Here is a 22866-nt window from a genome sequence, read left to right on the forward strand (position 1 = left end):
AGCGGCTACAGGGGTACATGCGGTCCTGTAGCCGCTGGCGCAGCCCGCGAGCGGCGGCGTAGCCGTCGTAAAACCGCTGCCTGGGGTTTGTCAGACGGAACGCGGCAGTGGGGTGGCGGGCGAGGTCAGGCCGAATGGCCGGAGGTGAGGAACTTGCTGAGGAACTGCCGGGTGCGTTCTTCCCTGGGGTTGGCGAACAGGGCCTTGGCTTCGCCTTGCTCGACGATCACGCCCTTGTCGAAGAAGATCACCCGGTTGGCCACGTCGCGGGCGAAGCCCATTTCGTGGGTGACGATGACCATGGTGCGTTTTTCCTCGGCCAGGCCGCGGATGGTCGCCAGCACCTCGCCCACCAGCTCGGGGTCGAGGGCCGAGGTCGGCTCGTCGAACAGGATCACTTCCGGCTCCATCGCCAGCGCCCGGGCAATCGCCACGCGCTGTTGCTGGCCGCCGGAGAGGCGCCGCGGGTAGGCGTCTTCCTTGCCCGCCAGGCCGACCTTGGCCAGCAGCCCACGGCCCAGGGCCAGCGCCTGCTCGCGGGGCGTCTTCTTCACCACCAGCGGGCCTTCGATGACGTTTTCCAGGGCGGTGCGATGGGGGAACAGGTTGAAGTTCTGGAACACGAAACCCACCTGCTGGCGCAGTTGCCGCACCAAGCCCTGCTGCTGGCTCAGGGGGCGGCTGCCATCGATTTCGATAGCGCCGACCTTGATCCGGCCGCTGGTAGGTTCTTCGAGAAAATTCAGGCAGCGCAGGAAGGTGGTCTTGCCCGAGCCACTGGGGCCGATGATGGCGACCACTTCGCCTTCCGCCACCGTCAGGTCGATGCCATTGAGGACGGTCTGACCCTTGAACTGCTTCGTCAGTTTTTCAACCACAATCATGGGTTCAGGACTCCTGGTCGTGCCGATTGACCCGCGCTTCCAGGCGGTTCTGCAAGTGCGCCAGCACGCTGGCCAGAACCCAGTAGATCAGCGCGGCGGCAAGATACATGGTGAAGATTTCGAAGGTCCGGGCGGTGATCAGCTGCGCCTGGCGGAACAGCTCCGGCACCTGGATGGTGGCGGCCAGGGCGGTGTCCTTGACCAGCGAGATAAAGCTGTTGCCCAAAGGCGGCAGGGCGGTGCGCATGGCCTGCGGCAGGATCGCCCGGCGCAGGGTCTGCGCCCGGGTCATGCCGATGCTGGCCGCCGCTTCCCACTGCCCGCGCTCGATGGAGCCGATGGCCGCGCGCAGGATCTCGCAGGCATAGGCCGCCATGTTCAAGGAAAAGCCGATCAGCGCCGCCGGCAGCGGGTCCAGCTCGAGCCCCAGCTGCGGCAGGCCGTAATAGATCACGAACAGCTGCACCAGCAACGGTGTGCCGCGAAAGAACGACACGTAGATGCGGGCGATCCAGCTCAGCAGCTTGAAGCGCGACAGGCGCATCAGCGCCAGGCCGAAGCCCAGCAGCAGTCCGAAGAACATGCCGCCGAGGCTGAGGATGACCGTGTAGTACGCGCCCTTCAGGAGAAAGGGCGCGGAGTCCAGAGCAAGCTGAAAACCTGCTTCCATTATTGAGTGACGTCAGCGTTGAAGTACTTTTCCGAGAGTTTCTTCAGCGTGCCGTCGGCGCGCAGTTCCTCGATCGCCTTGTTCACTGCGGCCAGCAGTTCGGGTTCGCCTTTGCGCAGGGCCACGCCGGCTTCCTGGCGGGAGAAGGGTTCGCCGGAAACGGCCAGGGTGTCGTTGGTTTTCTTGATCAGCTCGAAGGCGGCCAGGCGGTCCACCAGGATCGCGTCGATCCGGCCTACGCGCAGGTCCTGGTACTTGGTCGGATCGTCGTCGTAGGTCTTGATGATGGCCTTGGGCACATTGTCCTTGAGCCATTGTTCGTAGTTGGTGCCCAGGCCCACGCCAACCTTGTGCCCGGCCAGGTCGGCGGCGACCTTGAACTTGTCTGCGTCTTTCTTCTGGGTCAGGGCCTGGATGCCGGAAACGGTGTAGGGCGTGGAGAAGTCGTACTTCTTCTTGCGCTCCTCCGAGATGGTCACCTGGTTGATCACCGCGTCCAGGCGCTTGGATTCCAGGGCGGCGAGGATGCCGTCCCATTTGGTCGGCTGCAGTTTGACCTTCACGCCCAGCTTCTGCGCCAGGGCTTCGGAAAACTCCACTTCGAAGCCGGCCAGCTTGCCGCTCTCGTCGATGTAGCTGAAGGGAGGATAGGTGCCTTCCAGGCCCACGTTGATGGTGCCGGCGTCCTTGATCTTTTGCAGTTGCTCACCGGCAACCGCTTGCCCGAGCAGCCCGGCACCCAGCGCCAGGCCCAGCGAGCCAATAAGGATATTTCGACGAAGTGCGGAAAAAATCATGACAAGCCCCTGTGTTTTCTTATGAAGATGCCGTTGGGAAATGCAGGTCAATCCGTGAGCTGGAACGAGCGCTTCATCCTGCACTAATGCAGCTTATGCGTCTCGTGGCAAATACGCCTGCGGCGCGACTATAAGCGGCTGCTTATAGATGTAAAAATACTATAAATTTACATTGATATTCTTTTATGGACTATGCAATTCCTGTGGCCGCCGTCGAGCCTGCGAGCTCGCAGGCGGCGCAGGTCATTCAGGCGAACGATCCGGCATAGGCAAACAGCGCCGGCGCCCCGCCGGTATGCAGGAAGAGGATCGGGCCGTCGTCGAAACGCTGGCGACCGATGCCGTCGAGCAGCCCGGCCATGGCCTTGCCGGTGTAGACCGGGTCCAGCAACAGGCCTTCCTGGCTCGCCAGCAGCTTCACCGCGGCCAGGGTGCCGGCGTTCGGCTCGCCGTAACGGGGCGCGAAATACTCATCCCACAGCTCCACCTTGAAGCTTTGCGGCAGCGCCACGCCGAGCAATTCGGCGGTGCGCTCGGCGAGGCCCTGGACCTTGGGGCGCTGGGCTTCGTCGGTGCGCGAGACGGTCACGCCGATCACCGGCAATCGCGGCAATACCTCGCTCAAGGCCAGGGCCAGGCCGCTGTGGGTGCCGGCGCTGCCCGAGGCCAGGACCACGGCGGCGAATTCGAGCCCGGTGTTGCCGATCTGCTCCGCCAGTTCCAGGCCGGCGCGCACATAACCCAGCGCGCCCAGGGCATTGGAGCCGCCGATCGGCACGACATAGGGCTGCTTGCCATTGCTGCGCAGGCGCTCGGCCAGGGCCTGGAGTTGTTCGTCGGCGTTGTCCAGGTTGTCCACGAGCTCGACCTTGGCGTCGAACAGGTCGAGCAGCAGGCGGTTGCCGTTGCCCAGGTAATTGCTGTCGTCGGTGCCGATGGGGTTTTCCAGCAGGGCCACGCAGCCCAGGCCCAGCTTGGCGGCGATGGCCGCGGTCTGGCGCACATGGTTGGACTGGATGGCGCCGGCGGTAATCAGGGTATCCGCGCCCTGGGCCAGGGCATCGGCGGCGAGGTATTCGAGCTTGCGCAGTTTGTTGCCGCCCATGGCCAGCGGCGTGGTGTCGTCGCGCTTGACGTAGACATCGCGGCCCAGCCAGGCGGACAGGCGTTCGAGTTTTTCCAGGGCGGTGGCGCCGCCTAGCAGGTCGAGACGGTCAAAGCGGTCGAGCTGTTGTTTGATCATGAGGCCGCACGGGTGGTGAAAGGTGTCAGGGACTATAGGCAGCGATATTTACCGGGGCAACCGCCAATCGCTTATGCGAAAAAGTTCTTGCGCCAGCACAAATAGTTCTTAATTTCGCCTGGGACGCATACCGTAAAGTGGCGTCGTTCAGGCGGGCAGGCAGTCTGCCCGCGAGTGCAAGGAGTCCTATCGTGAGCGAGCGTTCCAGCCATTGGCAATTGCAGACCATCGTCAGTCAACTGCGCGATGCCCGTGACCAGTGGCGTACCCGCAACGGCCGGGTCAGTGGCGAGCAGGGTGGCCGGGAATTGCCGTCGCGCGCGGCCATGGCCGAGATTCTCGAAGCGCTGTGCGGTGCGCTGTTCCCGATGCGCCTGGGGCCGGTGGACCTGCGCGAGGAAAGCGAGGATTTCTACGTCGGCCACACCCTGGACGCAGCCCTCAATGCGCTGCTGGCTCAGACCCGCCTGGAGCTGCGCTACGCCGCGCGCCACGGTGGCGAGACCGATGCCGACGTCAATGCCCGGGCCATTCGCATCATCCAGGATTTCGCCCTGGCCCTGCCGGGCCTGCGGGTGCTGCTCGACACCGACGTGCTGGCCGCCTACCACGGCGACCCGGCGGCGCGCAGCGTCGATGAAGTGCTGCTGTGCTACCCGGGCATCCTGGCGGTGATCCACCATCGCCTGGCCCACCACCTGTACCGCGCCGGCTTGCCGCTGCTGGCGCGGATCAGCGCGGAAATCGCCCACTCGGCGACCGGCATCGACATTCATCCGGGCGCGCAGATCGGCCGCAGTTTCTTCATCGACCATGGCACCGGCGTGGTGATCGGCGAAACCGCGATCATCGGCGAGCGCGTGCGCATCTACCAGGCCGTGACCCTGGGCGCCAAGCGCTTCCCGGCGGACGAGGACGGCCAGTTGCAGAAGGGCCATCCGCGCCACCCGATCGTCGAGGACGATGTGGTGATCTATGCCGGCGCGACCATCCTGGGGCGCATCACCATCGGCCAGGGCTCGACCATCGGCGGCAACGTCTGGCTGACCCGCAGCGTGCCGGCGGGAAGCAACCTGACCCAGGCCAACCTGCAGCACGACGATGGATCGCAGAAGTAGGCATCTTCTGCGCCTGTTGGATTTTTCGCGGGCAAGAGGGATCGCCGCCCGCTCGCTCCTACAGGTTCGATGAACTATTTGTAGGAGCGAGGCTTGCCCGCGATGCTTTTTATTTGATGGCACTGTGCTTTTTCCCGCTGAACGATTCTCTCCGCGACACATCAGACCTTTCTCAAAAATCGCGAAACCAGGCGACCGCCGGGCCCCGCGATTGGTCCTTGAGTATTCATTCATGTTTAACTTGAACGCTCGTTCAAGTTAAACCGGCAGTCCGCTGCCCGCTCACAACAGGAGGCTTACCTTTGCTGAGTCCGATCTTTTCAGCCGCGTTCCACCCGCTCGAGGTGCCCGTTTCATGAGTGCACCGTCTCTTCCCGGCAGCGGCCTGATCCGCATGAACCCGCCGGTGTTCTATTTCGCCGCAAGCTTCATCCTGGCCTTCGGCCTGGTCGTGATCGCCCTGCCGGAACAGGCTGGCGCCTGGCTGCTGGCCGCGCAGAACTGGGCGGCCAATACGGTCGGCTGGTACTACATGCTGGCCATGACCCTGTACCTGGTCTTCGTGGTGGTCACGGCCCTGTCCGGCTACGGCAAGATCAAGCTCGGCGCCGACCACGACGAGCCCGAATTCAGTTACCTGTCCTGGGCCGGCATGCTGTTCGCCGCCGGGATCAGCATCACGCTGTTCTTCTTCTGCGTCTCGGAACCCCTGACCCACATGCTGCAACCGCCCCAGGGCGAGGCGGGCACCGCGGACGCCGCGCGTCAGGGCATGCAGATCCTCTTCCTGCACTGGGGCCTGCACGGCTGGGGCGTGTTCGCCTTCGTCGGCATGGCCCTGGCGTACTTCGCCTATCGGCACAACCTGCCGCTGGCCCTGCGTTCGGCGCTGTACCCGTTGATCGGCAAGCGCATCAACGGTCCCATCGGCTATGCGGTGGACGGCTTCGGCATCATCGCCACGGTCTTCGGCCTCGGTGCCGACATGGGCTTTGGCGTATTGCACCTCAACTCCGGGCTGGATTACCTGTTCGGCATCGCTCACACCCAATGGGTCCAGGTGGGCCTGATCAGCCTGATGATGGGCGCGGCGATCGTCGTCGCGGTCTCCGGCGTCGACAAGGGCGTGCGGGTGATGTCCGACATCAACATGCTGCTGGCCTGTGCGCTGCTGCTGTTCGTGCTGTTCGCCGGCCCCACCCAGCATCTGCTCAATACCCTGATCCAGAACCTTGGCGACTACCTCGGCGCCTTGCCGACCAAGAGCTTCGACCTCTACGCCTATGACGAACCCAGCGACTGGCTGGGTGGCTGGACCGTGTTCTACTGGGCCTGGTGGATTGCCTGGTCGCCGTTCGTGGGCCTGTTCATCGCGCGGATTTCCCGTGGCCGCACCATCCGCGAGTTCGTCTTCGGCGTGCTGCTGATTCCCCTGGGTTTCACCCTGGCCTGGATGTCGATCTTCGGCAACAGCGCCATCGACCAGGTGCTCAACCACGGCATGAGCGCGCTGGGCATGTCGGCCATCGACAACCCGTCGATGACCCTCTACCTGCTGCTGGAAACCTACCCGTGGAGCAAAACCGTCATCGCCGTGACGGTGTTCATCAGCTTCGTGTTCTTCGTCACTTCGGCCGACTCCGGCACCGTGGTGCTCTCGACCCTGTCGGCCCGTGGCGGCAACGCCGACGAAGACGGGCCGAAATGGCTGCGGGTGTTCTGGGGTGCGATGACCGCGCTGGTCACCAGCGCGCTGCTGTTCGCCGGCAGCATCGACTCGCTGAAGTCGGCGGTGGTGCTGACCTCGCTGCCGTTCTCGATGATCCTGTTGCTGATGATGTGGGGGCTGCACAAGGCCTTCTACCTCGAGTCGCAGAAGCAGATCGCCCAGTTGCACTCGCTGGCGCCGGTGGCTTCGTCTTCGCGGCGCGGCAAGGGTGGTTGGCGCCAGCGCCTGAGCCAGGCGGTGCATTTCCCGTCGCGCGACGAGGTGTACCGCTTCCTCGACCAGACGGTGCGTCCGGCCATCGAAGAAGTGACGGCGGTGTTCGTCGAGAAAGGCCTGAACGTGATCGCCCAGCCGGACCCGGCCAACGACAGCGTCAGCCTGGAGATCGGCCATGGCGACCAGCACCCGTTCGTCTATCAGGTGCAGATGCGCGGCTACTTCACGCCGTCCTTCGCCCGCGGTGGCATGGGGCCCAAGGAAATGCGCAACCGGCGTTACTACCGTGCCGAGGTGCACCTGGCCGAAGGTAGCCAGGATTACGACCTGATGGGCTACACCAAGGACCAGATCATCAACGACATCCTCGACCAGTACGAACGGCACATGCAGTTCCTGCACCTGGTGCGTTGATCGACGCAAAGGGCGGTGGCGTCAGTGCCGCCGCCATCGCGGGCAAGCCTCGCTCCTACGGAACACACTAACCTGTAGGAGCGAGGCTTGCCTGCGATGGGGCCCTCAGCCCTGGCTCAACACCATGAACAGCACCAACGCCGCCACCGGCACTCCGAACACCAGGCTACCCACCGCCAGCTCCGTGCCCAGGGACTGGCCGGCGTGGACCATCCCCACCGCTCCGTTGATCACCGTCAGTGCCAGCCACAGCAGCACGAAGCTGTAGGCCAGGGTCTGGCGGCCGAGGCCGAGCTTGTCGCCGATGAACAACATCAGCGCCAGGAGAACCAGGCCGAAGGTGGTGATGATCGTGGTGTGCATGATGGTGTCCTCGCGGGCCGGCCTTGGGGTTGGCATCGATGGGGCAAGCGTGGGCTGGCCCGCGCTGTTCTTTCCGGCCTGCTAAGCAGAAGTGTGGTCGAACTGGCCACGTCCCGCCGGTAAATCGGTGCCTGGCGTTCGGTTTCCGCCGTCGGCCACTCAGGCCAGGCCGCCGTTGGCGCGCAGGATCTGCCCGTTGACCCAGCCTGCCGCCGGGCTGACCAGGAAGGCCACGACAGCGGCGATGTCTGCCGGCTGGCCGAGGCGCTCCAGGGGCGGCATTTTGGCGAAGTTCTGGACCTGCTCCTCGCTTTTGCCATGCAGGAACAATTCGGTGGCGACCGGGCCGGGAGCCACGGCGTTGACGGTGATGTCGCGTCCGCGCAGTTCCTTGGCAAACACCTGGGTCAGGGATTCCACCGCCGCCTTGCTGGCGATGTAGACCGCGTAGCCCGGCAGGTTCAGGGCCACCGTGGTGCTGGAGAAGTTGACGATGCGGCCGCCGGCGTTCAGGCGGGTGGCGGCTTCGCGCAGGGTGTTGAAGGTGCCGCGGGTATTGATGGCGAAGGTGCGCTCGAACAGTTCGTCGCTGTGTTGCGCCAGCGGCAGGACCTCAAGGATCCCGGCGTTGTTGATCAGCGCGTCGACCTTGCCCAGTTGCGCTTCAGTTTCGTCGAACAGCCGGCGCACGTCTGCGGCATCGGCGACGTTGGCCTTGACCGCTATGGCGCGGTGGCCGGCCTGGCGCAGTTCCACCACCAGCGCCGAGGCTTCGGTGGCGCTGCTGGCGTAGTTGATGGCGACGGCGAAACCGTCCTTGGCCAGTTGCCGAGCGATGACGGCACCGATGCCGCGAGAGGCGCCGGTCACGATTGCTACTTTCGATGTCTGTTCAGTCATGGTGAATGATCTTCCGAGAAGTGGGAGGCTGGCGATGAAGTGCAAGCAGCTTCACAGGTTTATCCAGGCCGATAAATGCGCCAGAGTTGGCTTGACTGTTCAATAATCGCCAACAATAAAGCCCCTTCGGAGCCTCGCCGTGGATCAAGTCAAAGCGATGAAGGCGTTCGTGCGGATCTATGAGCGCGGCAGCTTCACCCTGGCCGCCGCCGACCTGAACCTGCCACGCGCCACCCTGACCCATACCCTCAACCGCTTCGAAGCCTGGCTCGGCACCCGCCTGCTGGAGCGCAACACCCGCCGCGTGCGCCCGACCCTCGACGGCGAGGCCTATTACCAGCGCTGCGTGCAGTTGCTGGCGGAGCTGGAGGAAGCCGAGCTGGCATTTCGCACGGTGGCGCCGAAAGGGCGCCTGCGGGTCGACCTGCATGGCACCCTGGCCCGGCACTTCGTGATCCCGGCCTTGCCTGACTTCATGGCGCGCTACCCGGACATCGAGCTGTCCCTGAGCGAGGCGGATCGTTTCGTCGACCTGATTGCCGAAGGGGTGGATTGCGTGCTGCGCGCGGGCACCCTTGGGGACTCGACGCTGATCGGCCGGCGTGTGGCCAGCCTGCCGCAGATCACCTGTGCCAGTCCGGCGTACCTGCGCCAATACGGTGAGCCGAAGCACCTCGACGAACTGTCGCGGCACCGGGCGGTGAACTACGTTTCGCGTAGCGCGACCGGGCCGTCCCCATTCGAGTTCATGGTCGATGGCGAGCTGCGGGAGGTCGCCCTCGAGGGCGCGCTGACGGTCTTTGGTGCCGAGATCTACACCGCTTCGGCCCTGGCCGGGCTGGGGCTTATCCAGTGCCCGCGCTATCACCTGGCGGAGCAGATTTCCCAGGGGCTGATCCGCGAAGTCCTCACCGATACGCCGCCACCGCCGATGCCGGTTTCGGTGCTGTATCCGCATAACCGCCATATGTCGCCGCGGGTTCGGGTATTCGTCGACTGGCTGGCGGAGGTGTTCGCCGGGGCGGTCTGAGAGCTGCCGGGGCGCCGGCGCCGGTCATCGCCGCTTTCTGTATTGATTATCAGGATGTGTATAGTGTGTATCGTTCGCCTGGAGCTGTGTACCTTGGTCTTTCGGGACGTATCGAAAGGACAGGGCAATGCGCAGTCGGGAACTGATCAGGATGATCGAGGAGGACGGGTGGTATCTGATCGCGGTCAAGGGCAGCCATCACCAATACAGGCATCAGTACAAGCCGGGGCGGGTTACCGTGCCTCACCCGGAGGCGGATCTGCCCCGGGGCACGATCCACTGCATCTTGAAACAGGCGGGCCTGAAATGAGGCCGGTCGTGAACGAAGAGGTCAACGAGATGAAATTCCCGGTCGTGCTGCACAAGGATGCCGACTCCGAATACGGCGTGATTGTCCCTGATGTGCCGGGCTGTTTTTCCGCGGGACGCACTGCGGCGCAAGCCTTCGAGAACGTGAAGGAAGCCCTGTCGCTGCACTATGAAGGCCTGGTTGCCGATGGCGAGCCGCTGCCCCAGGTGCACGAGATCGACGAGCATATCGACAATCCCGACTATGCCGGCGGAGTGTGGGGCGTGGTCGAGTTCGACATCACGCCGTACTTCGGCAAGGCCGTGCGGTTCAACGCGACATTGCCAGAGCAACTGCTGGAGCGCATCGACCAGACGGTCAAGCGCGACCAGCGCTATCGCTCGCGCTCGGGCTTCCTCGCCGCGGCGGCATTGCGCGAATTGTCCGCGTAGGCCATTGGCCTAGGTGCTTTCGCGCTCGATCACCCGGCACTGCAGCAGGTTCAGCCGCTGCACTTGATCCGTCACCGGCAGCACGCCGAGGCTTTCCAGGACTCGCGTCGCCGCCAGTACGCCGATCTCCAGCGCCGGCGGCTTGATGGTGCTCAGGCTGGGCAGCAGCATCTCGGCGAAGGGGTAGTCGCCAAAGCCCAGCACCGCGCATTCCTCGGGGATCTTCAGCCCTGCCCGTTGCCCGGCCAGGGACCCGCCGGCGGCCAGGTTGTCGTTGGCGAAGATGATGGCATCCGGGCGGGGGCTGCTGTGCATCAGGGCTTCCATCGCCTGTTTGCCGGCCTCGAACGGCGCCCGATCGGCGTCCGGCGCGAATACCCACGGCTCCAGTCCCAGCGCGCTCACGGTCGCGGCATAGCCGTCGCGACGCTCCAGGGCGCTGAAGTCGCCGGGGGCGCTGTTCTGCACGAAGGCGATGCGCCGATACCCCTTGTCGTACAGGTAGCGTGCCGCCGTCACCCCGACCTCGAAATGGGAAAAACCGATCTGCAGCGGTTCGCGCTGGGGCTGGTAGTCCCAGGTCTCGATCACCGGGATATCCGCCTCGGCGATCATCTTCTCGGTGCCCGCGCTGTGGAAATGGCTGGTCAGCACCAGCGCCGCCGGCGACCAGCCGAGGAAGGCGCGCACGGCGTTTTCTTCCTGCTGCGCATCGAAATAGCTCGACGCCAGCAACAGCTGGTAGCCGTGGCGGCTGAGGGTGTCGCTGAAACCCTGGAGGGTGTTGGCGAAGATCGGCCCCGAGATGTTCGGGATCACCATGGCGACGATCCTGCCCCGCGCCGAGGCCAGGCCGCCGGCCACCAGGTTCGGTACGTAACCGAGGGCCGCCACCGCCGCGGCAATGCGCTCGCGACGCTCCGGCGAGACGCTGTCCGGCTGGTTGAAATAACGCGACACGGTAATCGCCGAAACGCCGGCCTGACGAGCAACGGTGTTCAGGGTCACCCGCCCGGCGCCGCGGCGCTTGCGGCCTGGAGATTTTTCAGCGGTCAAGAACGCGATCCTTCCAGTAAACAAAAAGGCATATAAAAGTAATTTTTCAGTATTGGACGCTCTATGAGCGGCTTGCCGATACTGGCGATGTTAGCGCTAACAAAAGACCGTGTCTGCTACTCGCTCGAGCGAATGCCCATGACAGATTTTTTCGGCGCTGCCGGCGCAGATCGGCAGCGGTCCAGGGCAAATACCGTGCAGGTGCAGCATGCAGAACATTCATGGGGATCCGCAGAAACTGGCGCGTTCGATTCGCGCCGCCACTGTCTCACGCCTGCCTCTGGGCTGGGTACTGGCAGGGCTCGCCGCGCTGCCGTTGCCGGGCGCCTTCGCGGCGGATGCGGACAGCGCGGCGCAGGATCGGGAGCCGACGTTGAAATCGGTGACGGTCACCGCCACCCGCCGCGAGGAGTCGCTGCAAAAGGTGCCGGTGGCGGTGTCGGTGGTCGATGGCGAGCAGTTGGAGCGCGATAACCGCAACGGCGTCGCCAGCATCGTGCAACAGGTGCCGTCGCTGAATTTCCGCACCGGTGCGTCGAACAAGGACACTTCGCTGTTCATTCGCGGCGTGGGCACCATTTCCACCTCGCCCGGCGTCGAGCCGACCGTGGCCACGGTGATCGACGGCGTGGTCTACGGTCGTCCGGGCCAGGCTACCCTCGACCTGCTGGATCTGGAGCGCATCGAAGTGCTGCGCGGCCCGCAAGGCACCCTGTTCGGCAAGAACGCCTCGGCCGGGGTGCTGAACATCGTGACCCGGGCCCCGACCGCCGAGACCCATGGCTATATCGACCAGGGCTACTACAGCGGCAACGAAAGCCGCACCCGCTTCGGCATCGGCGGCAGCCTGATCCCCGACACGCTCAAGGGCTCGATCACCACCCTGTTCGGCAGCTACGACGGCAACGTCGACAACCGGCACAACGGCCACGAAGTCAACGGCTACAACCGCAAGGGCGTGCGCGGCAAGCTGGAATTCACCCCCAGCGACGACCTCACCTTCACCCTCGCGGCCGACTACATGCAGTCCCATGACGACGCGCCCAATGGCGTGGTCAGCAAGGCCCTGACACCAGCGTTCGCCAGTGCGCTGAGCCCGGTGCGGGCCAGCAGCGACAACCGCGATATCAACACCGACACCCGTACCCACGTCGAGGACATCAACAAGGGCTTGTCCGGGCAGCTGGACTGGAACCTCGGCGACTACACCCTGACCTCGATCAACGCCTGGCGCGGCTGGAACAACACCCAGTACCAGGACGGCGACCGCCTCGGCAGCGTGACCGCCGCCTTTCCCGGTACCGCCGACAAGGGCGACCTGGACTACAACCAGTATTCTCAGGAGCTGCGCCTGGCTTCGCCCAAGGGGCAATTCCTCGAGTACGTCGGCGGGCTGTTCTATATGCACGGCAAGGATGAAGAAACCTACCGGCGCACCCTGACGACCACCACCGCGATCAACCGTGGCATCGCCGACTACAGCACCACTAACGACAGCTACTCGGTGTTCGGCGAAACCACCCTGAATTTCACCTCGGACCTGCGTGGCATCGTGGGGCTGCGCTGGACCCACGACGACCTGGAATACGACCACCGCCGGGTGTCGACCTCGGCCACCACCGTCAGCGGCATCCAGCCCGGCACCCGCAGCTCGGGTTCGGTGGACGAGGACGGCTGGTCCGGGCGCCTGGGCCTGCAGTACGACCTGAGCGAGGCGGTGACCACCTACCTGACCTATTCGCGCGGCTACAAGGGGCCGGCCTACAACGTGTTCTTCAACATGCAGCCGCGGGACACCGAAGCGCTGAAGCCGGAAACCTCCAACACCTGGGAAGCAGGAATCAAGGCCACGGCCTGGAACAAGCGCCTCACTGCCAACCTGGCGATCTTCCACAGCGACTACGACAACTATCAGGCGAATTTTTTCGACACCGTGGCCGGGCAGGTGGTGACCCGCCTGATCAACGCCGGCAGTGTCAGCACCGAGGGTGTCGAGCTGGATTACGCGGTGCAGGCCACCCAGCAACTGAAGATTTCCGGCGCGCTGGCCTACACCCGGGCGCGAATCGACGAGTTCGCCTGCCCGGCGGGCGCGGCGGCTTCCTGCAACGTCAATAGCAAGCCGCTGCCGTTCACCCCGGACTGGAAAAGCTACGTTCGCGCCGACTACAGCATCCCGCTGGCGAACGGCCTGGATATCGAGCTGGGCACCGACTACAGCTGGCAGAGCGAAGTGCAGTACGACATCAGCCAGAACGCCGATACCAAGCAGGGTGCCTACGGCATCTGGAACGCCAGCATCGCCCTGGCCGACTACGACCAGGGCTGGCGCGTGGCCCTGCTGGGCAAGAACCTCGCCGACAAATCCTATTCGCCGTTGCTGGCCAGTGGTGGCAATTACATCTATCGCGCCGTGCCACGGGATGACGAACGTTATTTCGGCGTGCAGCTGCGCAAGGATTTCTGAGCCGTTGCGTGCAACCAACCCCTCGACGATCGCTTAAGGAATGGCCATGGCCCGCTCCCGACAACTCAAGCTTGGCGCTTTCTTGATGGCTACAGGTCATCACGTTGCCGCCTGGCGGCACCCGTACGTACCGGCGGATGCTGGACTAGACTTTTTTGCGTACCGGGAGCTGGCCCGAATCGCCGAGGAGGCGAAGTTCGATGCGCTGTTCCTGGCTGACAGCCTGGCGGCTGCAACAGCCCCGGAGGCCAGCAGGATGGCGCGTTCGGATCAATTTGAACCCTTGACTTTACTGGCTGCCCTCAGCGTCGTGACCCGCCATATTGGGCTAATTGCCACTACCTCGACGAGCTATAACGTACCGTACCATGTAGCACGTAAGTACGCTTCGCTGGATCATCTCTCAGAGGGTCGTGCCGGTTGGAATCTGGTGACTTCGGACAATGCCGCAGAAGCCTGGAATTTCGGTCGCGACCAGCATATTGGGCATGCCGAACGTTACAGTCGGGCCCGCGAGTTCCATGAAGTGGTCACCGGGCTCTGGGACAGCTGGCAGGACGATGCCTTTGTCCGCGACAAGGCCAGCGGCCAGTACTACGACCCGGACAAACTGCATGTCCTGGATCACCAGGGCGAACACTTCCGCGTCAAGGGCCCGCTGAACGTGGCACGCCCGCCCCAGGGCCATCCGGTGATCGTCCAGGCCGGGTCTTCCGAGGCCGGCCGCGAACTGGCGGCCCAGACCGCCGAAGTGGTGTTCACCGCCCAATCCTCGCTGGCCGCCGCCCAGGCGTTTTATGCCGACCTCAAGGGGCGCCTGGCCCGTTACGGGCGCGATGGCGATTCGTTGAAAATCATGCCCGGCGCGTTCGTGGTGGTGGGGCAGAGCGAAAACGAAGCCCGGGAAAAATATGAATCGTTTCAGCAATTGGTCGAGCCGGAGGTTGGCGTCGCCCTTCTTGGGCGTATGCTGGGCAACTTCGACCTGTCGTCCTACCCGCTGGACGGTCCGCTGCCCGAGCTGCCGTTGACCGAAAGTGGCCAGCAGAGCCGGCAGAAGCTGCTGACGGAACTGGCCGGCAAGGACCACCTGAGCCTGGCCGAGCTGGGGCGAAAAATCGCCGGTGGCCGCGGGCACTACAGCCTGATCGGCACGCCGACGCAGATCGCCGACGAGTTGCAAAGCTGGTTCGAGGAGGGGGCGGCGGATGGTTTCAATGTGTTGGTCCCGCATCTGCCGGGCGGGCTGCGGGATTTTGCCGATGCCGTGGTTCCAGAGTTGCAACGACGCGGGTTGTTCAGAACCGAATATGAAGGCAAGACCCTGCGCGAAAACCTGGGGCTCGCGCGCCCCAAGAACCGTTTTGCCCAGGCGGCCCGTCCCGGGCAAATCCCCTAGCTGCAAGACAGGCGCGAGCATGCTCGCGCCAGCAGTACCTGAAAAACGCAGTTCCATTGAGAGAGGATCAGATGACGTATATCGCTGCCGAAAACCGTTACGACTCCATTCCCTACCGCCGCGTCGGACGCAGCGGCCTGGTGCTGCCGGCGCTGTCCCTGGGCCTGTGGCACAACTTCGGCGACAGCACGCCGATCGACACCCAGCGCGCCTTGCTGCGTACCGCCTTCGATCTGGGCATCAACCACTTCGACCTGGCCAACAACTACGGCCCGCCCTACGGCAGCGCCGAAATCAACTTCGGTCGCCTGCTACGCGAGGATTTCAAGCGCTACCGCGATGAGTTGATCATCTCCAGCAAGGCCGGTTGGGACATGTGGCCCGGCCCCTATGGCCAGGGCGGTGGCTCGCGCAAATATGTGCTGGCCAGCCTCGACCAGAGCCTGCAGCGCCTGGGCCTGGACTATGTGGATATCTTCTATTCCCACCGTTTCGACCCCGACACCCCGCTGGAAGAAACCGCCAGCGCCCTGGCCACCGCGGTGCAGCAGGGCAAGGCGCTGTATATCGGCATCTCGTCCTATTCCGGGGTGAAGACCCGGGAGATCGCGGCCCTGCTCAAGGAATGGAAAGTACCGCTGCTGATCCACCAGCCGGCCTACAACCTGCTCAACCGCTGGGTGGAAAAAGACCTGCTGGACACCACCGAGGAACTGGGCGCCGGGGTGATCGCCTTTACACCGCTGGCCCAGGGCCTGCTGACCGACAAATACCTCAATGGCATTCCCGAGGACGCGCGGGTCAATCGTCCGGGCGGCGGTTCGCTGCAGGCGGGGCATCTGTCGCCGAGCAATATCGCCCACGTCCGGGCCTTGAACGAGATCGCCCAGCGTCGCGGTCAGAGCCTGGCGCAGCTGGCCCTGGCCTGGACCCTGCGCGATCCGCGGGTGACCTCGGCGCTGATCGGCGCCAGCCGGCCGGAGCAGATAGTCGAGAACGTCGGTGCCTTGCGCAACCTGAGCTTCAGCGCCGAAGAACTGGCGGAGATCGACCGTTTCGCCCAGGAAGGCGGGATCAATCTGTGGGAAAAACCGTCAACTGCGCAATAGCGCATGCCGTCAGGCTGCAAGGCTGTCGCGGCTTCTTTAGGAGCCAGGCTTGCCGGCGATCGAGGCGGTGTGTCGTGTCAGGCATGCCGCTATCGCGAGCCAGCTTCGCTCCTACAGGCGATTTGTGGTCGTTCAGACCTCAAGCGGCAGCCAGGGGGTGATCACGATCAGCCCGGTGTCGGTGAAGTCCCTGGTATTGCGCGTGGCGATCGCGGCGTCGTGGACCCGGCAGATCGCCGCGATCTGCGCATCCACCAGGCTGATCGGCCGGCCCGAGCTTTCGCGGTGCGCGATCAGGTGCGCGTAGTACAGCGCCGCCTGGGTGCCGAAAGGCACGATCCGGTCGATGAAGTCTTCCTCGAACATGGCCAGCGCCGAGGCGTGCAGCGTCTGTTTGCGTTTGCTGTGGGGCAGGCGGGCGATGCCATGGAGAATCTCGGCCATGGTCATGGCGCTGATATAGAGCTCTTCGACGGGCTGCGCCTCGATCCACAGCAGTACCGCGGCGTCCGGCCGGGGACGCATCAGTTCCGACAGCACGTTGGTATCGAGCACGATCATTCGTTGAGGTCCGGCGTCCGTGGGGCCTCGGTGCGTTCGGGCAGTTCCAGCTCCACGCCGCCGATATCGGCGAAGCGGGCGCGGATACGGGTGCCCAGGTCCTGGCTGTCGGCTGTCCTGCTCAGGGCGCGACGCAGGATCAGGCGGGCTTCTTCTTCCATGGAATGACCGTTGTGCGCGGCCTCGATGCGCAGGCGCTCCTTGATGTGGTCGTCCAGGTTGCGGATCGTCAGGCTGGCCATGGGCTCCTCCGAGTGAAATCAATGCAATCATTGATAGCATAACGGCGAGCCGCCGGTAGAACGTTACCGCCGGTCGTGTGGGGCGTCATCGCTCAGCCCCGCACTCACCGACCATCGCCGCTCAGCGGAAGAACGGCACATCCCCGAGGATCGTCGCGCGGTGCATCACGCGGCGTTGCGGGCGGTAATCGTCGACCGCGTAATGCTGGGTCACGCGGTTGTCCCAGAAGGCCACGTCATTGGCCTGCCAGCGCCAGCGGATGGTGAATTCCGGGCGAGTGGCATGGGCGAAGAGCAATTTGAGGATCGCTTCGCTTTCGCTTTCCGAGAGCTCGTTGATCCGGGTCGTGAAGCCATCGTTGACGAACAGCGCCTTGCGCCCGCTGACCGGATGGGTGCGGATCACCGGGTGCGACAGCGGTGGGTTTTTGCGCCGTGCCTCTTCCCAGCGCGCCAGGTCCTCGGGCGTGGTGCCGAAGCGCTCCAGCGGGAAGGACTTGATGAACTCATGGGTCGCGGTCAGGCCTTGCAGCAGGTTCTGCATCGGTTCGGAAAGCGCTTCGAAGGCTGCGATGCCGCTGGCCCACAGGGTGTCGCCGCCGTAGGCCGGCAAGAGCTTGGCGCTGAGCACCGCGCCCAGCGCCGGAGTGGGCAGGAAGGTCACGTCGGTGTGCCAGATGGCGTTGTCGCGCACGTCGGTGTGCGCGGTGTCGAGGATCAGCACTTCGGGCTGTTCCGGCACGTTGGGGTAGATCGGATGGATATGCAGGTCGCCGAAATTCGCCGCGAAGCGCGCCTGTTGCTGTGGGTCGATCGGCTGGTCGCGAAAGAACAGCACCTGGTGCTGCAACAGCGCCTGCTCGATGGCGTCGCGCTGTTCGACGTCCAGCGGCTGGCTGAGGTCGACGCCGCTGATCTGGGCGCCGAGGGCGGAACTCAAGGGGGTGATGGTCAGGCTCATGCTCGTTCTCGAATGGGGCGCCGAATGGCCGGCGTGGTCATTGCTGTCGGATAAAAATCTTGCCGGTTGTCCCGGTTGTCTCTGCTGCCCCTGTAGCCGCTGCCGAGCTTCAGCGAGGCTGCGACCGCCTGCGCAGCAGGCGCAGACCACCCGGCGTGGCGCATCTGAAAGACCGCGGCGCCAGGTTTTGCGAGCGCTTTGCGCTCGATCGCAGCCTCGCCGAGGCTCGGCAGCGGCTACAAGGGCAGGGCTACAGGGTTCAATGGGCCTGGCCGTGCCAGGGCACCAGCTTGCGTTGCAGGGCGCGCAGGCCCATCTCCATGGCGAAGGCGATCAGGGCGATGATCAGGATGCCCAGCACCACCACATCGGTGACCAGGAACTGCGCGGCGGACTGCACCATGAAGCCGAGGCCGCTGGTGGCCGCGATCAGTTCCGCGGCGACCAGGGTCGACCAGCCCACCCCGAGGCCGATGCGCACGCCGGTGAGAATGTCGGGCAGGGCGCTGGGCAGGATCACATGGCGAATCAGCTGGGCCCGGGTCGCGCCCAGGGATTGCGCGGCGCGCAGCCTGGTCGGGTCCACGGTGCGCACGCCGGTGGCGGTGGCGATGGCGATCGGGGCGAAGATCGCCAGGTAGATCAGCAGCACCTTGGACAGCTCGCCGATGCCGCACCAGATAACGATCAGCGGCAGGTAGGCCAGGGGCGGGATCGGCCGGTAGAACTCGATCAGCGGGTCCAGCACGCCTCGGGCGATGCGGTTGTGGCCGATGGCGATGCCCACCGGGATCGCCGTCAGCACGGCAAAGCCCAGGGCCAGGCCGATGCGCCCGAGGCTCGCGCCCAGGTGCTGCCACAGGGTCGAATCCATATAGCCGCTGGTCGCCAGCAGCCAGCCCTTTTGCAGCACGGCGGCGGGCGAGGGCAGGAACAAGGGTTCGATCAGGCCGCTGGCCGTCACCGCCCACCACAGGGCCAGCAGGACGACCAGGGTCAGTACGCTGATCCCGCGGGTGCTCAGGCCGCGGCGTAGCGGCGCTGGCGTGGCGGCAGTGGTGGTTTTGGCCGCGGTGGCCGGAAGGTCATAACTGCTCATGCGCGCTCCTGCCGCCAGGCGGCACTGCGTTGGGAGAACACCCGGGCCAATACGTGTTCGCGGGTTTCGATGAAGCGCGGGTCGGACTTGATCGCCCGCGCCGATTCGCCGGCCGCGTAGCGCTGACCGAAGTCCAGGCTCAGGCGCTCGACGATCTGTCCCGGATTGGGCGCCAGCAGGATCAGCTCGGTGGCGAGGAACACCGCTTCCTCGATGTCATGGGTGATCAGGAACACCGGCTTGGCGGTGCGTTGCCAGACTTGCAGCAGCAGCTCCTGCATCTGCTCGCGGGTGAAGGCATCGAGGGCGCCGAAGGGCTCGTCCATCAGCAGCAAGCGCGGGTCGGCGGCCAGGGCGCGGGCCAGGCCCACACGCTGGCGTTGCCCGCCGGAGAGCTGCCAGATACGCCGTTGGTCGAAACCGGCCAGGTCGACCAGGGCCAGCATTTCCCGGGCCCGCGCTTCACGCTGGGGGCGGGCGACGCCGGCCAGTTCGAGGCCGAAACCGACATTGGCGAGCACGTCCTGCCAGGGCAGCAGGGCATCGTCCTGGAACACCACGCCACGCTCGGCGCTCGGCCCGGCAACCGGCACGCCGTCGAGCGTGATGCGCCCTGCGCTGGGCTCGACGAAACCGGCGATCAGGTTCAGCAGCGAGGTCTTGCCGCTGCCGGAAGGGCCCAGGGCGACCAGCAATTGCCGGGATCCGAGCGTCAGGGAAATATCCGCCAGCACCGGTTCGGCGGCACCGGGGTACTGTGCGCTGATGCGCTCCAGTTGTAGCAAGGCCATGACGGCGCTCTCCTTGTGGGTCCAGGCTTTTCAGGCGTAGCCCCGGGATGCAGGGCGGGCTACGAACAGCGCCGGGCGCGGGCCCGGCGCATCGATGGGCGACCTTCAGTTGGTGATGTACTTGGCACTGACGTAGGGCGCGTAATCCGGCAGCACCGCCTCGACCTTGCCCTGTTCCTTGAGGAACACCGCGGTGTCGGTAATGGCCTTGGTGGTCGGCGCGCCGAGGCTACTGACCTGGTCGGCGGCCAGTGGGTAGACGTTGCCCTGCAACAGCAGCGGGATGTCACTGGCCTTGGCGCCGGAGAGCTTCACCAGCTTGTCGACGTTGCTCGAATTGGCCAGCCAGGCCTGCGGGTCCTTGCGGTAGTCGGCGTAGGCGTCGAGGGTCACCTTGGCGAAGGCGCTGACGATTTGCGGATGCTTCTCGGCGAAGTCCTTGCGCACGATCCAGGCATCGAAGGTTGGTGCGCCGAACTGGGCCAGTTCGCCGGAGGTGATCAGCACCTTGCCGTTTTCCTTGGCGACGCCCAGCGCCGGATCCCAGACGTAGGTGGCGTCGATATCGCCGCGTTTCCAGGCGGCGATGATCGCCGGTGGCGCAAGGTTGAGAATCTGCACTTTCGCCGGGTCGATGTTCCAGTGCTTGAGCGCGGCCAGCAGGCTGTAATGGCCGGTGGATACGAACGGCACGGCGACTTTCTTGCCGACCAGGTCCTGGGGTGTCTTGATCCCGGAACCGTCGCGGGCCACCAGGGCCTCGGCGGCGCCGATCTGGGTGGCGATGAGGAAGGTTTCCACCGGCACCTTGCGGGTGATCGCGGCGGTCAGCGGGCTGGAGCCCAGGTAGCCGATCTGCACATCACCCGAGGCGATGGCGGCGATGATGTCGGCGCCATTGTCGAATTTGCGCCAGTCGATCTTGGCCTGGGTGGCTTTTTCATAGCTGCCGTCGGCCTGGGCGACCTTGGCCGGATCGACGGTGGTCTGGTAGGCGACTGTCAGGTCGGCCGCCTGGACGAACAGGCTCGCGGTGGCCAGGGACACGGCCGCCAGCAGGCGAAGGGGGAAGGGCAGTTTCATCGGTGAAGCTCCTCGACAGGCGGCCAGGATTGGGCGTGGGGAGGAGACTAAATGATCTAAGAATTCTAAAATAAATAACTTTTTAGAATTAGCTTATAGAGGAAGTCTGCCGCGAGGTGTCAGGCAGGGCGCTATCGCGGGCAAGTCGGATCGCCGCCCGCTCGCTCCTACAGGACGGTGCCGTGTAGGAGCGAAGCTTGCTCGCGATGGCTCAGTTACTGATCGCCAGGATGCTGGCCTGATACGAACCGACGAACACATCGAAATCGCCGACTTCGTGTTGTTCCAGTTCGGCTTGTTGCGCCAGGGAGGTGCGCGCCGCCTCTTCGAAGCGGGCCTGGTCTTCCTTGGACAGGGGCTCGCTGCGGAAGAACTCGGCGTGGGCCAGGCTCTGGCGCAGGGCGAACTGGCTGAAGCTTTCCTTGCGTTCCTGCAGCGCGGCCAGGACCTGGGCCGAAGGCGTCAGCGACGGGTCCTTGACCTTGGCGAGCTGCGCGTCCAGCGCCTTGCTGTGGGCATCGCCGCCATGGCTGCGGTCCAGCAGGGCGGCCAGCGGCGCGATCTTCTCCAGCAGTTCAGCGGCCCATTCCTTGAGGTCCACCGGCTGTCCCTCGCGCTGCAGTTGCAGGCCTGGACGACGGCCTTCCTTGACCACGCTGAGGAAGTTCGACGTGGCGTTGCCGCACGCGTTGTTCTCCAGCAGCGGGCTTTCGTTGAGCGCGCAATACAGCAGGAAAGCGTCGAGGAAGCGGGCCTGCGGCACGTCGATGCCCATCGGCAGGAACGGGTTGATGTCCAGGCAGCGCACTTCGACGTACTGGATGCCCCGCGCCATCAGCGCCTGGATCGGCCGCTCGCCGGTGTAGGTCACGCGTTTGGGGCGGATGTTGGAGTAGTACTCGTTTTCGATCTGCAGGATGTTGGTGTTGAGCTGGACCCACTCGCCGTCCTGGTGGGTGCCGATTTCCACATAAGGCGCATACGGCGTGGCGACGGCCTTGCGCAGGCTGTCGGTGTAGCTGTTCAGGTCGTTGTAGCAAGGGGTCAGGCCGGCCTGGGCGTTGCTCTGGTAGCCCAGGTCGCTCATGCGCAGGCTGGTGGCGTACGGCAGGTACAGGGTCTCGGCGTCCAGCTGTTCCAGCTGGTGCGAGCGCCCGCGCAGGAAGCCCGCGTCCAGCGCCGGCGAGGCGCCGAACAGGTACATCAGCAGCCAGCTGTAGCGCCGGAAGTTGCGGATCAGCGCGATATAGGCCGACGACTGATAGTCGCGGTCGCTGCCGACGAAGCCCTCGGCCTGCTTGAGCAGCGGCCAGAGCTGTTCCGGCAGGGAAAAGTTGTAGTGGATCCCGGCGATGCACTGCATGGTCTTGCCGTAACGCAGGGCCAGGCCCTTGCGGTACACATACTTGAGCTGCCCGATGTTGGAGGTGCCGTAATAGGCGATCGGGATGTCTTCCTCGGCCGGCAGCGGGCACGGCATCGATGGACTCCAGAGGTACTCGTTGCCGAGCTTGCTGTAGGCGAAGCGGTGAATCTTGTCGAGGCTGGCCAGGGTGTCCGCCGGATCGGGCAGGGCCGGCGTGATGAACTCCAGCAGCGACTCGGAATAATCGGTGGTGATCTGTTCGTTGGTCAGCGCGGAACCCAGTTCTTCCGGGTGCGGTGTCTGTGCCAGGCGCGCTTCGCCTGTCACACGCAGGCATTCGCGCTCGATACCGTGCAGGCACTGCTCGAGCAGGGAGAGGTTGGCGCGCTCGCCGAGCAGAGCCAGGCGGCGGTTGAGAAGTTCGCTCAAGTTGGATTCCTTCACGCGTCAGTCGCCCCAATATGGGGGTGGGCAGGACGGTCTACAAGGGTGAAGTTGAAACTGGCGTTTTCGCCTGGTCGTTGAGCCGCCTTGGCCCGTTTTGCAAGCAATACGCTTCATCCCTGAATCTGGTCGTGGCGCAGGCGGAAAACTCCGGCGCCGCTTTCGCAGCGCCGAAATTAACTC

The 22866-nt window shown here is 64.7% G+C and carries 22 protein-coding genes; 8 read left to right on the plus strand and 14 right to left on the minus strand.

Features of this window, described 5'->3' with window-relative positions; translation table 11 throughout:
- Positions 1 to 125 precede the first annotated feature (125 nt).
- From tcyN to TO66_RS01330, 4 genes are all read right to left on the minus strand, one after another.
- Positions 126 to 884 carry an L-cystine ABC transporter ATP-binding protein TcyN gene (gene tcyN, locus TO66_RS01315; RefSeq protein WP_044460619.1) on the minus strand — a complete coding sequence of 253 codons (759 nt, stop codon included), beginning with the start codon at positions 882 to 884 and terminating at the stop codon, positions 126 to 128.
- Positions 885 to 888: 4 nt separating this feature from the next.
- Entirely contained in the window at positions 889 to 1554 is a 666-nt protein-coding gene (gene tcyL / locus TO66_RS01320) for a cystine ABC transporter permease (RefSeq protein ID WP_044460620.1), read from the minus strand.
- Positions 1554 to 2351: a cystine ABC transporter substrate-binding protein gene (gene tcyJ / locus TO66_RS01325; RefSeq protein WP_044460621.1), complete on the minus strand. Its 798-nt coding sequence runs from the start codon at positions 2349 to 2351 to the stop codon at positions 1554 to 1556. Before tcyJ ends, tcyL begins: the two co-directional genes overlap by 1 nt.
- Positions 2352 to 2598: 247 nt before the next feature.
- A complete protein-coding gene (locus TO66_RS01330) occupies positions 2599 to 3594 on the minus strand; it encodes a D-cysteine desulfhydrase (RefSeq protein ID WP_044460622.1) in 996 nt (331 codons plus the stop codon).
- Positions 3595 to 3785: 191 nt separating this feature from the next.
- On the opposite strand from TO66_RS01330, the gene epsC reads away from it, so the two are divergent.
- Both epsC and betT read left to right on the plus strand, forming a co-directional pair.
- Positions 3786 to 4712, plus strand: coding sequence for a serine O-acetyltransferase EpsC (gene epsC / locus TO66_RS01335; protein WP_044460623.1), 927 nt, complete (start codon positions 3786 to 3788; stop codon positions 4710 to 4712).
- 394 nt (positions 4713 to 5106) lie between these two features.
- A complete protein-coding gene (gene betT / locus TO66_RS01340; protein WP_171820145.1) occupies positions 5107 to 7071 on the plus strand; it encodes a choline transporter BetT in 1965 nt (654 codons plus the stop codon).
- Between the two features lie 105 nt (positions 7072 to 7176).
- Here betT and TO66_RS01345 read toward each other — a convergent pair whose 3' ends face one another.
- Together TO66_RS01345 and TO66_RS01350 are read right to left on the minus strand one after the other, a co-directional pair.
- Positions 7177 to 7434 carry a hypothetical protein gene (locus tag TO66_RS01345; RefSeq protein ID WP_044460625.1) on the minus strand — a complete coding sequence of 86 codons (258 nt, stop codon included), beginning with the start codon at positions 7432 to 7434 and terminating at the stop codon, positions 7177 to 7179.
- Between the two features lie 159 nt (positions 7435 to 7593).
- On the minus strand, positions 7594 to 8334 hold the full coding sequence (locus TO66_RS01350) for an SDR family oxidoreductase (protein ID WP_044460626.1): 741 nt from the start codon (positions 8332 to 8334) through the stop codon (positions 7594 to 7596).
- Positions 8335 to 8473: 139 nt separating this feature from the next.
- Here TO66_RS01350 and TO66_RS01355 point away from each other — a divergent pair, with 139 nt between their 5' ends.
- The 3 genes from TO66_RS01355 (at position 8474) to TO66_RS01365 (ending at position 10105) form a co-directional block, all read left to right on the plus strand.
- Complete coding sequence (locus TO66_RS01355) at positions 8474 to 9364, plus strand: LysR family transcriptional regulator (protein ID WP_044460627.1); 891 nt, start codon at positions 8474 to 8476, stop codon at positions 9362 to 9364.
- 127 nt (positions 9365 to 9491) lie between these two features.
- Positions 9492 to 9674, plus strand: a complete 183-nt coding sequence (locus TO66_RS01360) for a type II toxin-antitoxin system HicA family toxin (protein ID WP_044460628.1) — start codon at positions 9492 to 9494, stop codon at positions 9672 to 9674.
- A gap of 29 nt (positions 9675 to 9703) precedes the next feature.
- Entirely contained in the window at positions 9704 to 10105 is a 402-nt protein-coding gene (locus TO66_RS01365; protein WP_044465918.1) for a type II toxin-antitoxin system HicB family antitoxin, read from the plus strand.
- A gap of 9 nt (positions 10106 to 10114) precedes the next feature.
- Here the strand turns inward: TO66_RS01365 and TO66_RS01370 are convergent, their stop codons facing one another.
- Positions 10115 to 11161 carry a LacI family DNA-binding transcriptional regulator gene (locus TO66_RS01370; RefSeq protein WP_044460629.1) on the minus strand — a complete coding sequence of 349 codons (1047 nt, stop codon included), beginning with the start codon at positions 11159 to 11161 and terminating at the stop codon, positions 10115 to 10117.
- A gap of 208 nt (positions 11162 to 11369) precedes the next feature.
- Here TO66_RS01370 and TO66_RS01375 point away from each other — a divergent pair, with 208 nt between their 5' ends.
- From TO66_RS01375 to mgrA, 3 genes are all read left to right on the plus strand, one after another.
- Positions 11370 to 13628, plus strand: a complete 2259-nt coding sequence (locus tag TO66_RS01375) for a TonB-dependent receptor (protein WP_044460630.1) — start codon at positions 11370 to 11372, stop codon at positions 13626 to 13628.
- A gap of 46 nt (positions 13629 to 13674) precedes the next feature.
- Positions 13675 to 15027 carry an LLM class flavin-dependent oxidoreductase gene (locus TO66_RS01380; RefSeq protein WP_044460631.1) on the plus strand — a complete coding sequence of 451 codons (1353 nt, stop codon included), beginning with the start codon at positions 13675 to 13677 and terminating at the stop codon, positions 15025 to 15027.
- Positions 15028 to 15098: 71 nt separating this feature from the next.
- Complete coding sequence (gene mgrA / locus TO66_RS01385; protein ID WP_044460632.1) at positions 15099 to 16136, plus strand: L-glyceraldehyde 3-phosphate reductase; 1038 nt, start codon at positions 15099 to 15101, stop codon at positions 16134 to 16136.
- Between the two features lie 132 nt (positions 16137 to 16268).
- Here the strand turns inward: mgrA and TO66_RS01390 are convergent, their stop codons facing one another.
- The 7 genes from TO66_RS01390 to gshA form a co-directional block, all read right to left on the minus strand.
- Entirely contained in the window at positions 16269 to 16697 is a 429-nt protein-coding gene (locus tag TO66_RS01390; RefSeq protein ID WP_044460633.1) for a type II toxin-antitoxin system VapC family toxin, read from the minus strand.
- Positions 16694 to 16939 (minus strand): FitA-like ribbon-helix-helix domain-containing protein, encoded by a 246-nt coding sequence (locus tag TO66_RS01395; protein ID WP_044460634.1) that lies wholly within the window; start codon positions 16937 to 16939, stop codon positions 16694 to 16696. Before TO66_RS01395 ends, TO66_RS01390 begins: the two co-directional genes overlap by 4 nt.
- Positions 16940 to 17060: 121 nt before the next feature.
- Positions 17061 to 17900: a taurine dioxygenase gene (gene tauD / locus TO66_RS01400; RefSeq protein WP_044460635.1), complete on the minus strand. Its 840-nt coding sequence runs from the start codon at positions 17898 to 17900 to the stop codon at positions 17061 to 17063.
- Positions 17901 to 18159: 259 nt separating this feature from the next.
- Positions 18160 to 18999 (minus strand): taurine ABC transporter permease TauC, encoded by an 840-nt coding sequence (gene tauC, locus TO66_RS01405; RefSeq protein ID WP_044460636.1) that lies wholly within the window; start codon positions 18997 to 18999, stop codon positions 18160 to 18162.
- Positions 18996 to 19790 (minus strand): taurine ABC transporter ATP-binding subunit, encoded by a 795-nt coding sequence (gene tauB / locus TO66_RS01410; protein WP_044460637.1) that lies wholly within the window; start codon positions 19788 to 19790, stop codon positions 18996 to 18998. Before tauB ends, tauC begins: the two co-directional genes overlap by 4 nt.
- A 105-nt stretch (positions 19791 to 19895) precedes the next feature.
- Positions 19896 to 20873, minus strand: a complete 978-nt coding sequence (gene tauA, locus TO66_RS01415; RefSeq protein ID WP_044460638.1) for a taurine ABC transporter substrate-binding protein — start codon at positions 20871 to 20873, stop codon at positions 19896 to 19898.
- 211 nt (positions 20874 to 21084) lie between these two features.
- Positions 21085 to 22668, minus strand: coding sequence for a glutamate--cysteine ligase (gene gshA / locus TO66_RS01420; protein WP_044460639.1), 1584 nt, complete (start codon positions 22666 to 22668; stop codon positions 21085 to 21087).
- Positions 22669 to 22866: the final 198 nt, after the last annotated feature.

It is taken from the genome of Pseudomonas sp. MRSN 12121 (genome assembly GCF_000931465.1).
Taxonomy (GTDB): Bacteria; Pseudomonadota; Gammaproteobacteria; order Pseudomonadales; family Pseudomonadaceae; genus Aquipseudomonas.

What these genes read in the sequence shown, in the direction of transcription:
- tcyN (WP_044460619.1), bottom strand. Translation starts at nt 884, where the DNA reads ATGATTGTGGTTGAAAAACTGACGAAGCAGTTCAAGGGTCAGACCGTC.
- tcyL (WP_044460620.1), bottom strand. Translation starts at nt 1,554, where the DNA reads ATGGAAGCAGGTTTTCAGCTTGCTCTGGACTCCGCGCCCTTTCTCCTG.
- tcyJ (WP_044460621.1), bottom strand. Translation starts at nt 2,351, where the DNA reads ATGATTTTTTCCGCACTTCGTCGAAATATCCTTATTGGCTCGCTGGGC.
- TO66_RS01330 (WP_044460622.1), bottom strand. Translation starts at nt 3,594, where the DNA reads ATGATCAAACAACAGCTCGACCGCTTTGACCGTCTCGACCTGCTAGGC.
- betT (WP_171820145.1), top strand. Translation starts at nt 5,107, where the DNA reads ATGAACCCGCCGGTGTTCTATTTCGCCGCAAGCTTCATCCTGGCCTTC.
- TO66_RS01345 (WP_044460625.1), bottom strand. Translation starts at nt 7,434, where the DNA reads ATGCACACCACGATCATCACCACCTTCGGCCTGGTTCTCCTGGCGCTG.
- TO66_RS01350 (WP_044460626.1), bottom strand. Translation starts at nt 8,334, where the DNA reads ATGACTGAACAGACATCGAAAGTAGCAATCGTGACCGGCGCCTCTCGC.
- TO66_RS01360 (WP_044460628.1), top strand. Translation starts at nt 9,492, where the DNA reads ATGCGCAGTCGGGAACTGATCAGGATGATCGAGGAGGACGGGTGGTAT.
- TO66_RS01365 (WP_044465918.1), top strand. Translation starts at nt 9,704, where the DNA reads ATGAAATTCCCGGTCGTGCTGCACAAGGATGCCGACTCCGAATACGGC.
- TO66_RS01375 (WP_044460630.1), top strand. Translation starts at nt 11,370, where the DNA reads ATGCAGAACATTCATGGGGATCCGCAGAAACTGGCGCGTTCGATTCGC.
- TO66_RS01380 (WP_044460631.1), top strand. Translation starts at nt 13,675, where the DNA reads ATGGCCCGCTCCCGACAACTCAAGCTTGGCGCTTTCTTGATGGCTACA.
- mgrA (WP_044460632.1), top strand. Translation starts at nt 15,099, where the DNA reads ATGACGTATATCGCTGCCGAAAACCGTTACGACTCCATTCCCTACCGC.
- TO66_RS01390 (WP_044460633.1), bottom strand. Translation starts at nt 16,697, where the DNA reads ATGATCGTGCTCGATACCAACGTGCTGTCGGAACTGATGCGTCCCCGG.
- TO66_RS01395 (WP_044460634.1), bottom strand. Translation starts at nt 16,939, where the DNA reads ATGGCCAGCCTGACGATCCGCAACCTGGACGACCACATCAAGGAGCGC.
- tauD (WP_044460635.1), bottom strand. Translation starts at nt 17,900, where the DNA reads ATGAGCCTGACCATCACCCCCTTGAGTTCCGCCCTCGGCGCCCAGATC.
- tauC (WP_044460636.1), bottom strand. Translation starts at nt 18,999, where the DNA reads ATGAGCAGTTATGACCTTCCGGCCACCGCGGCCAAAACCACCACTGCC.
- tauB (WP_044460637.1), bottom strand. Translation starts at nt 19,790, where the DNA reads ATGGCCTTGCTACAACTGGAGCGCATCAGCGCACAGTACCCCGGTGCC.
- tauA (WP_044460638.1), bottom strand. Translation starts at nt 20,873, where the DNA reads ATGAAACTGCCCTTCCCCCTTCGCCTGCTGGCGGCCGTGTCCCTGGCC.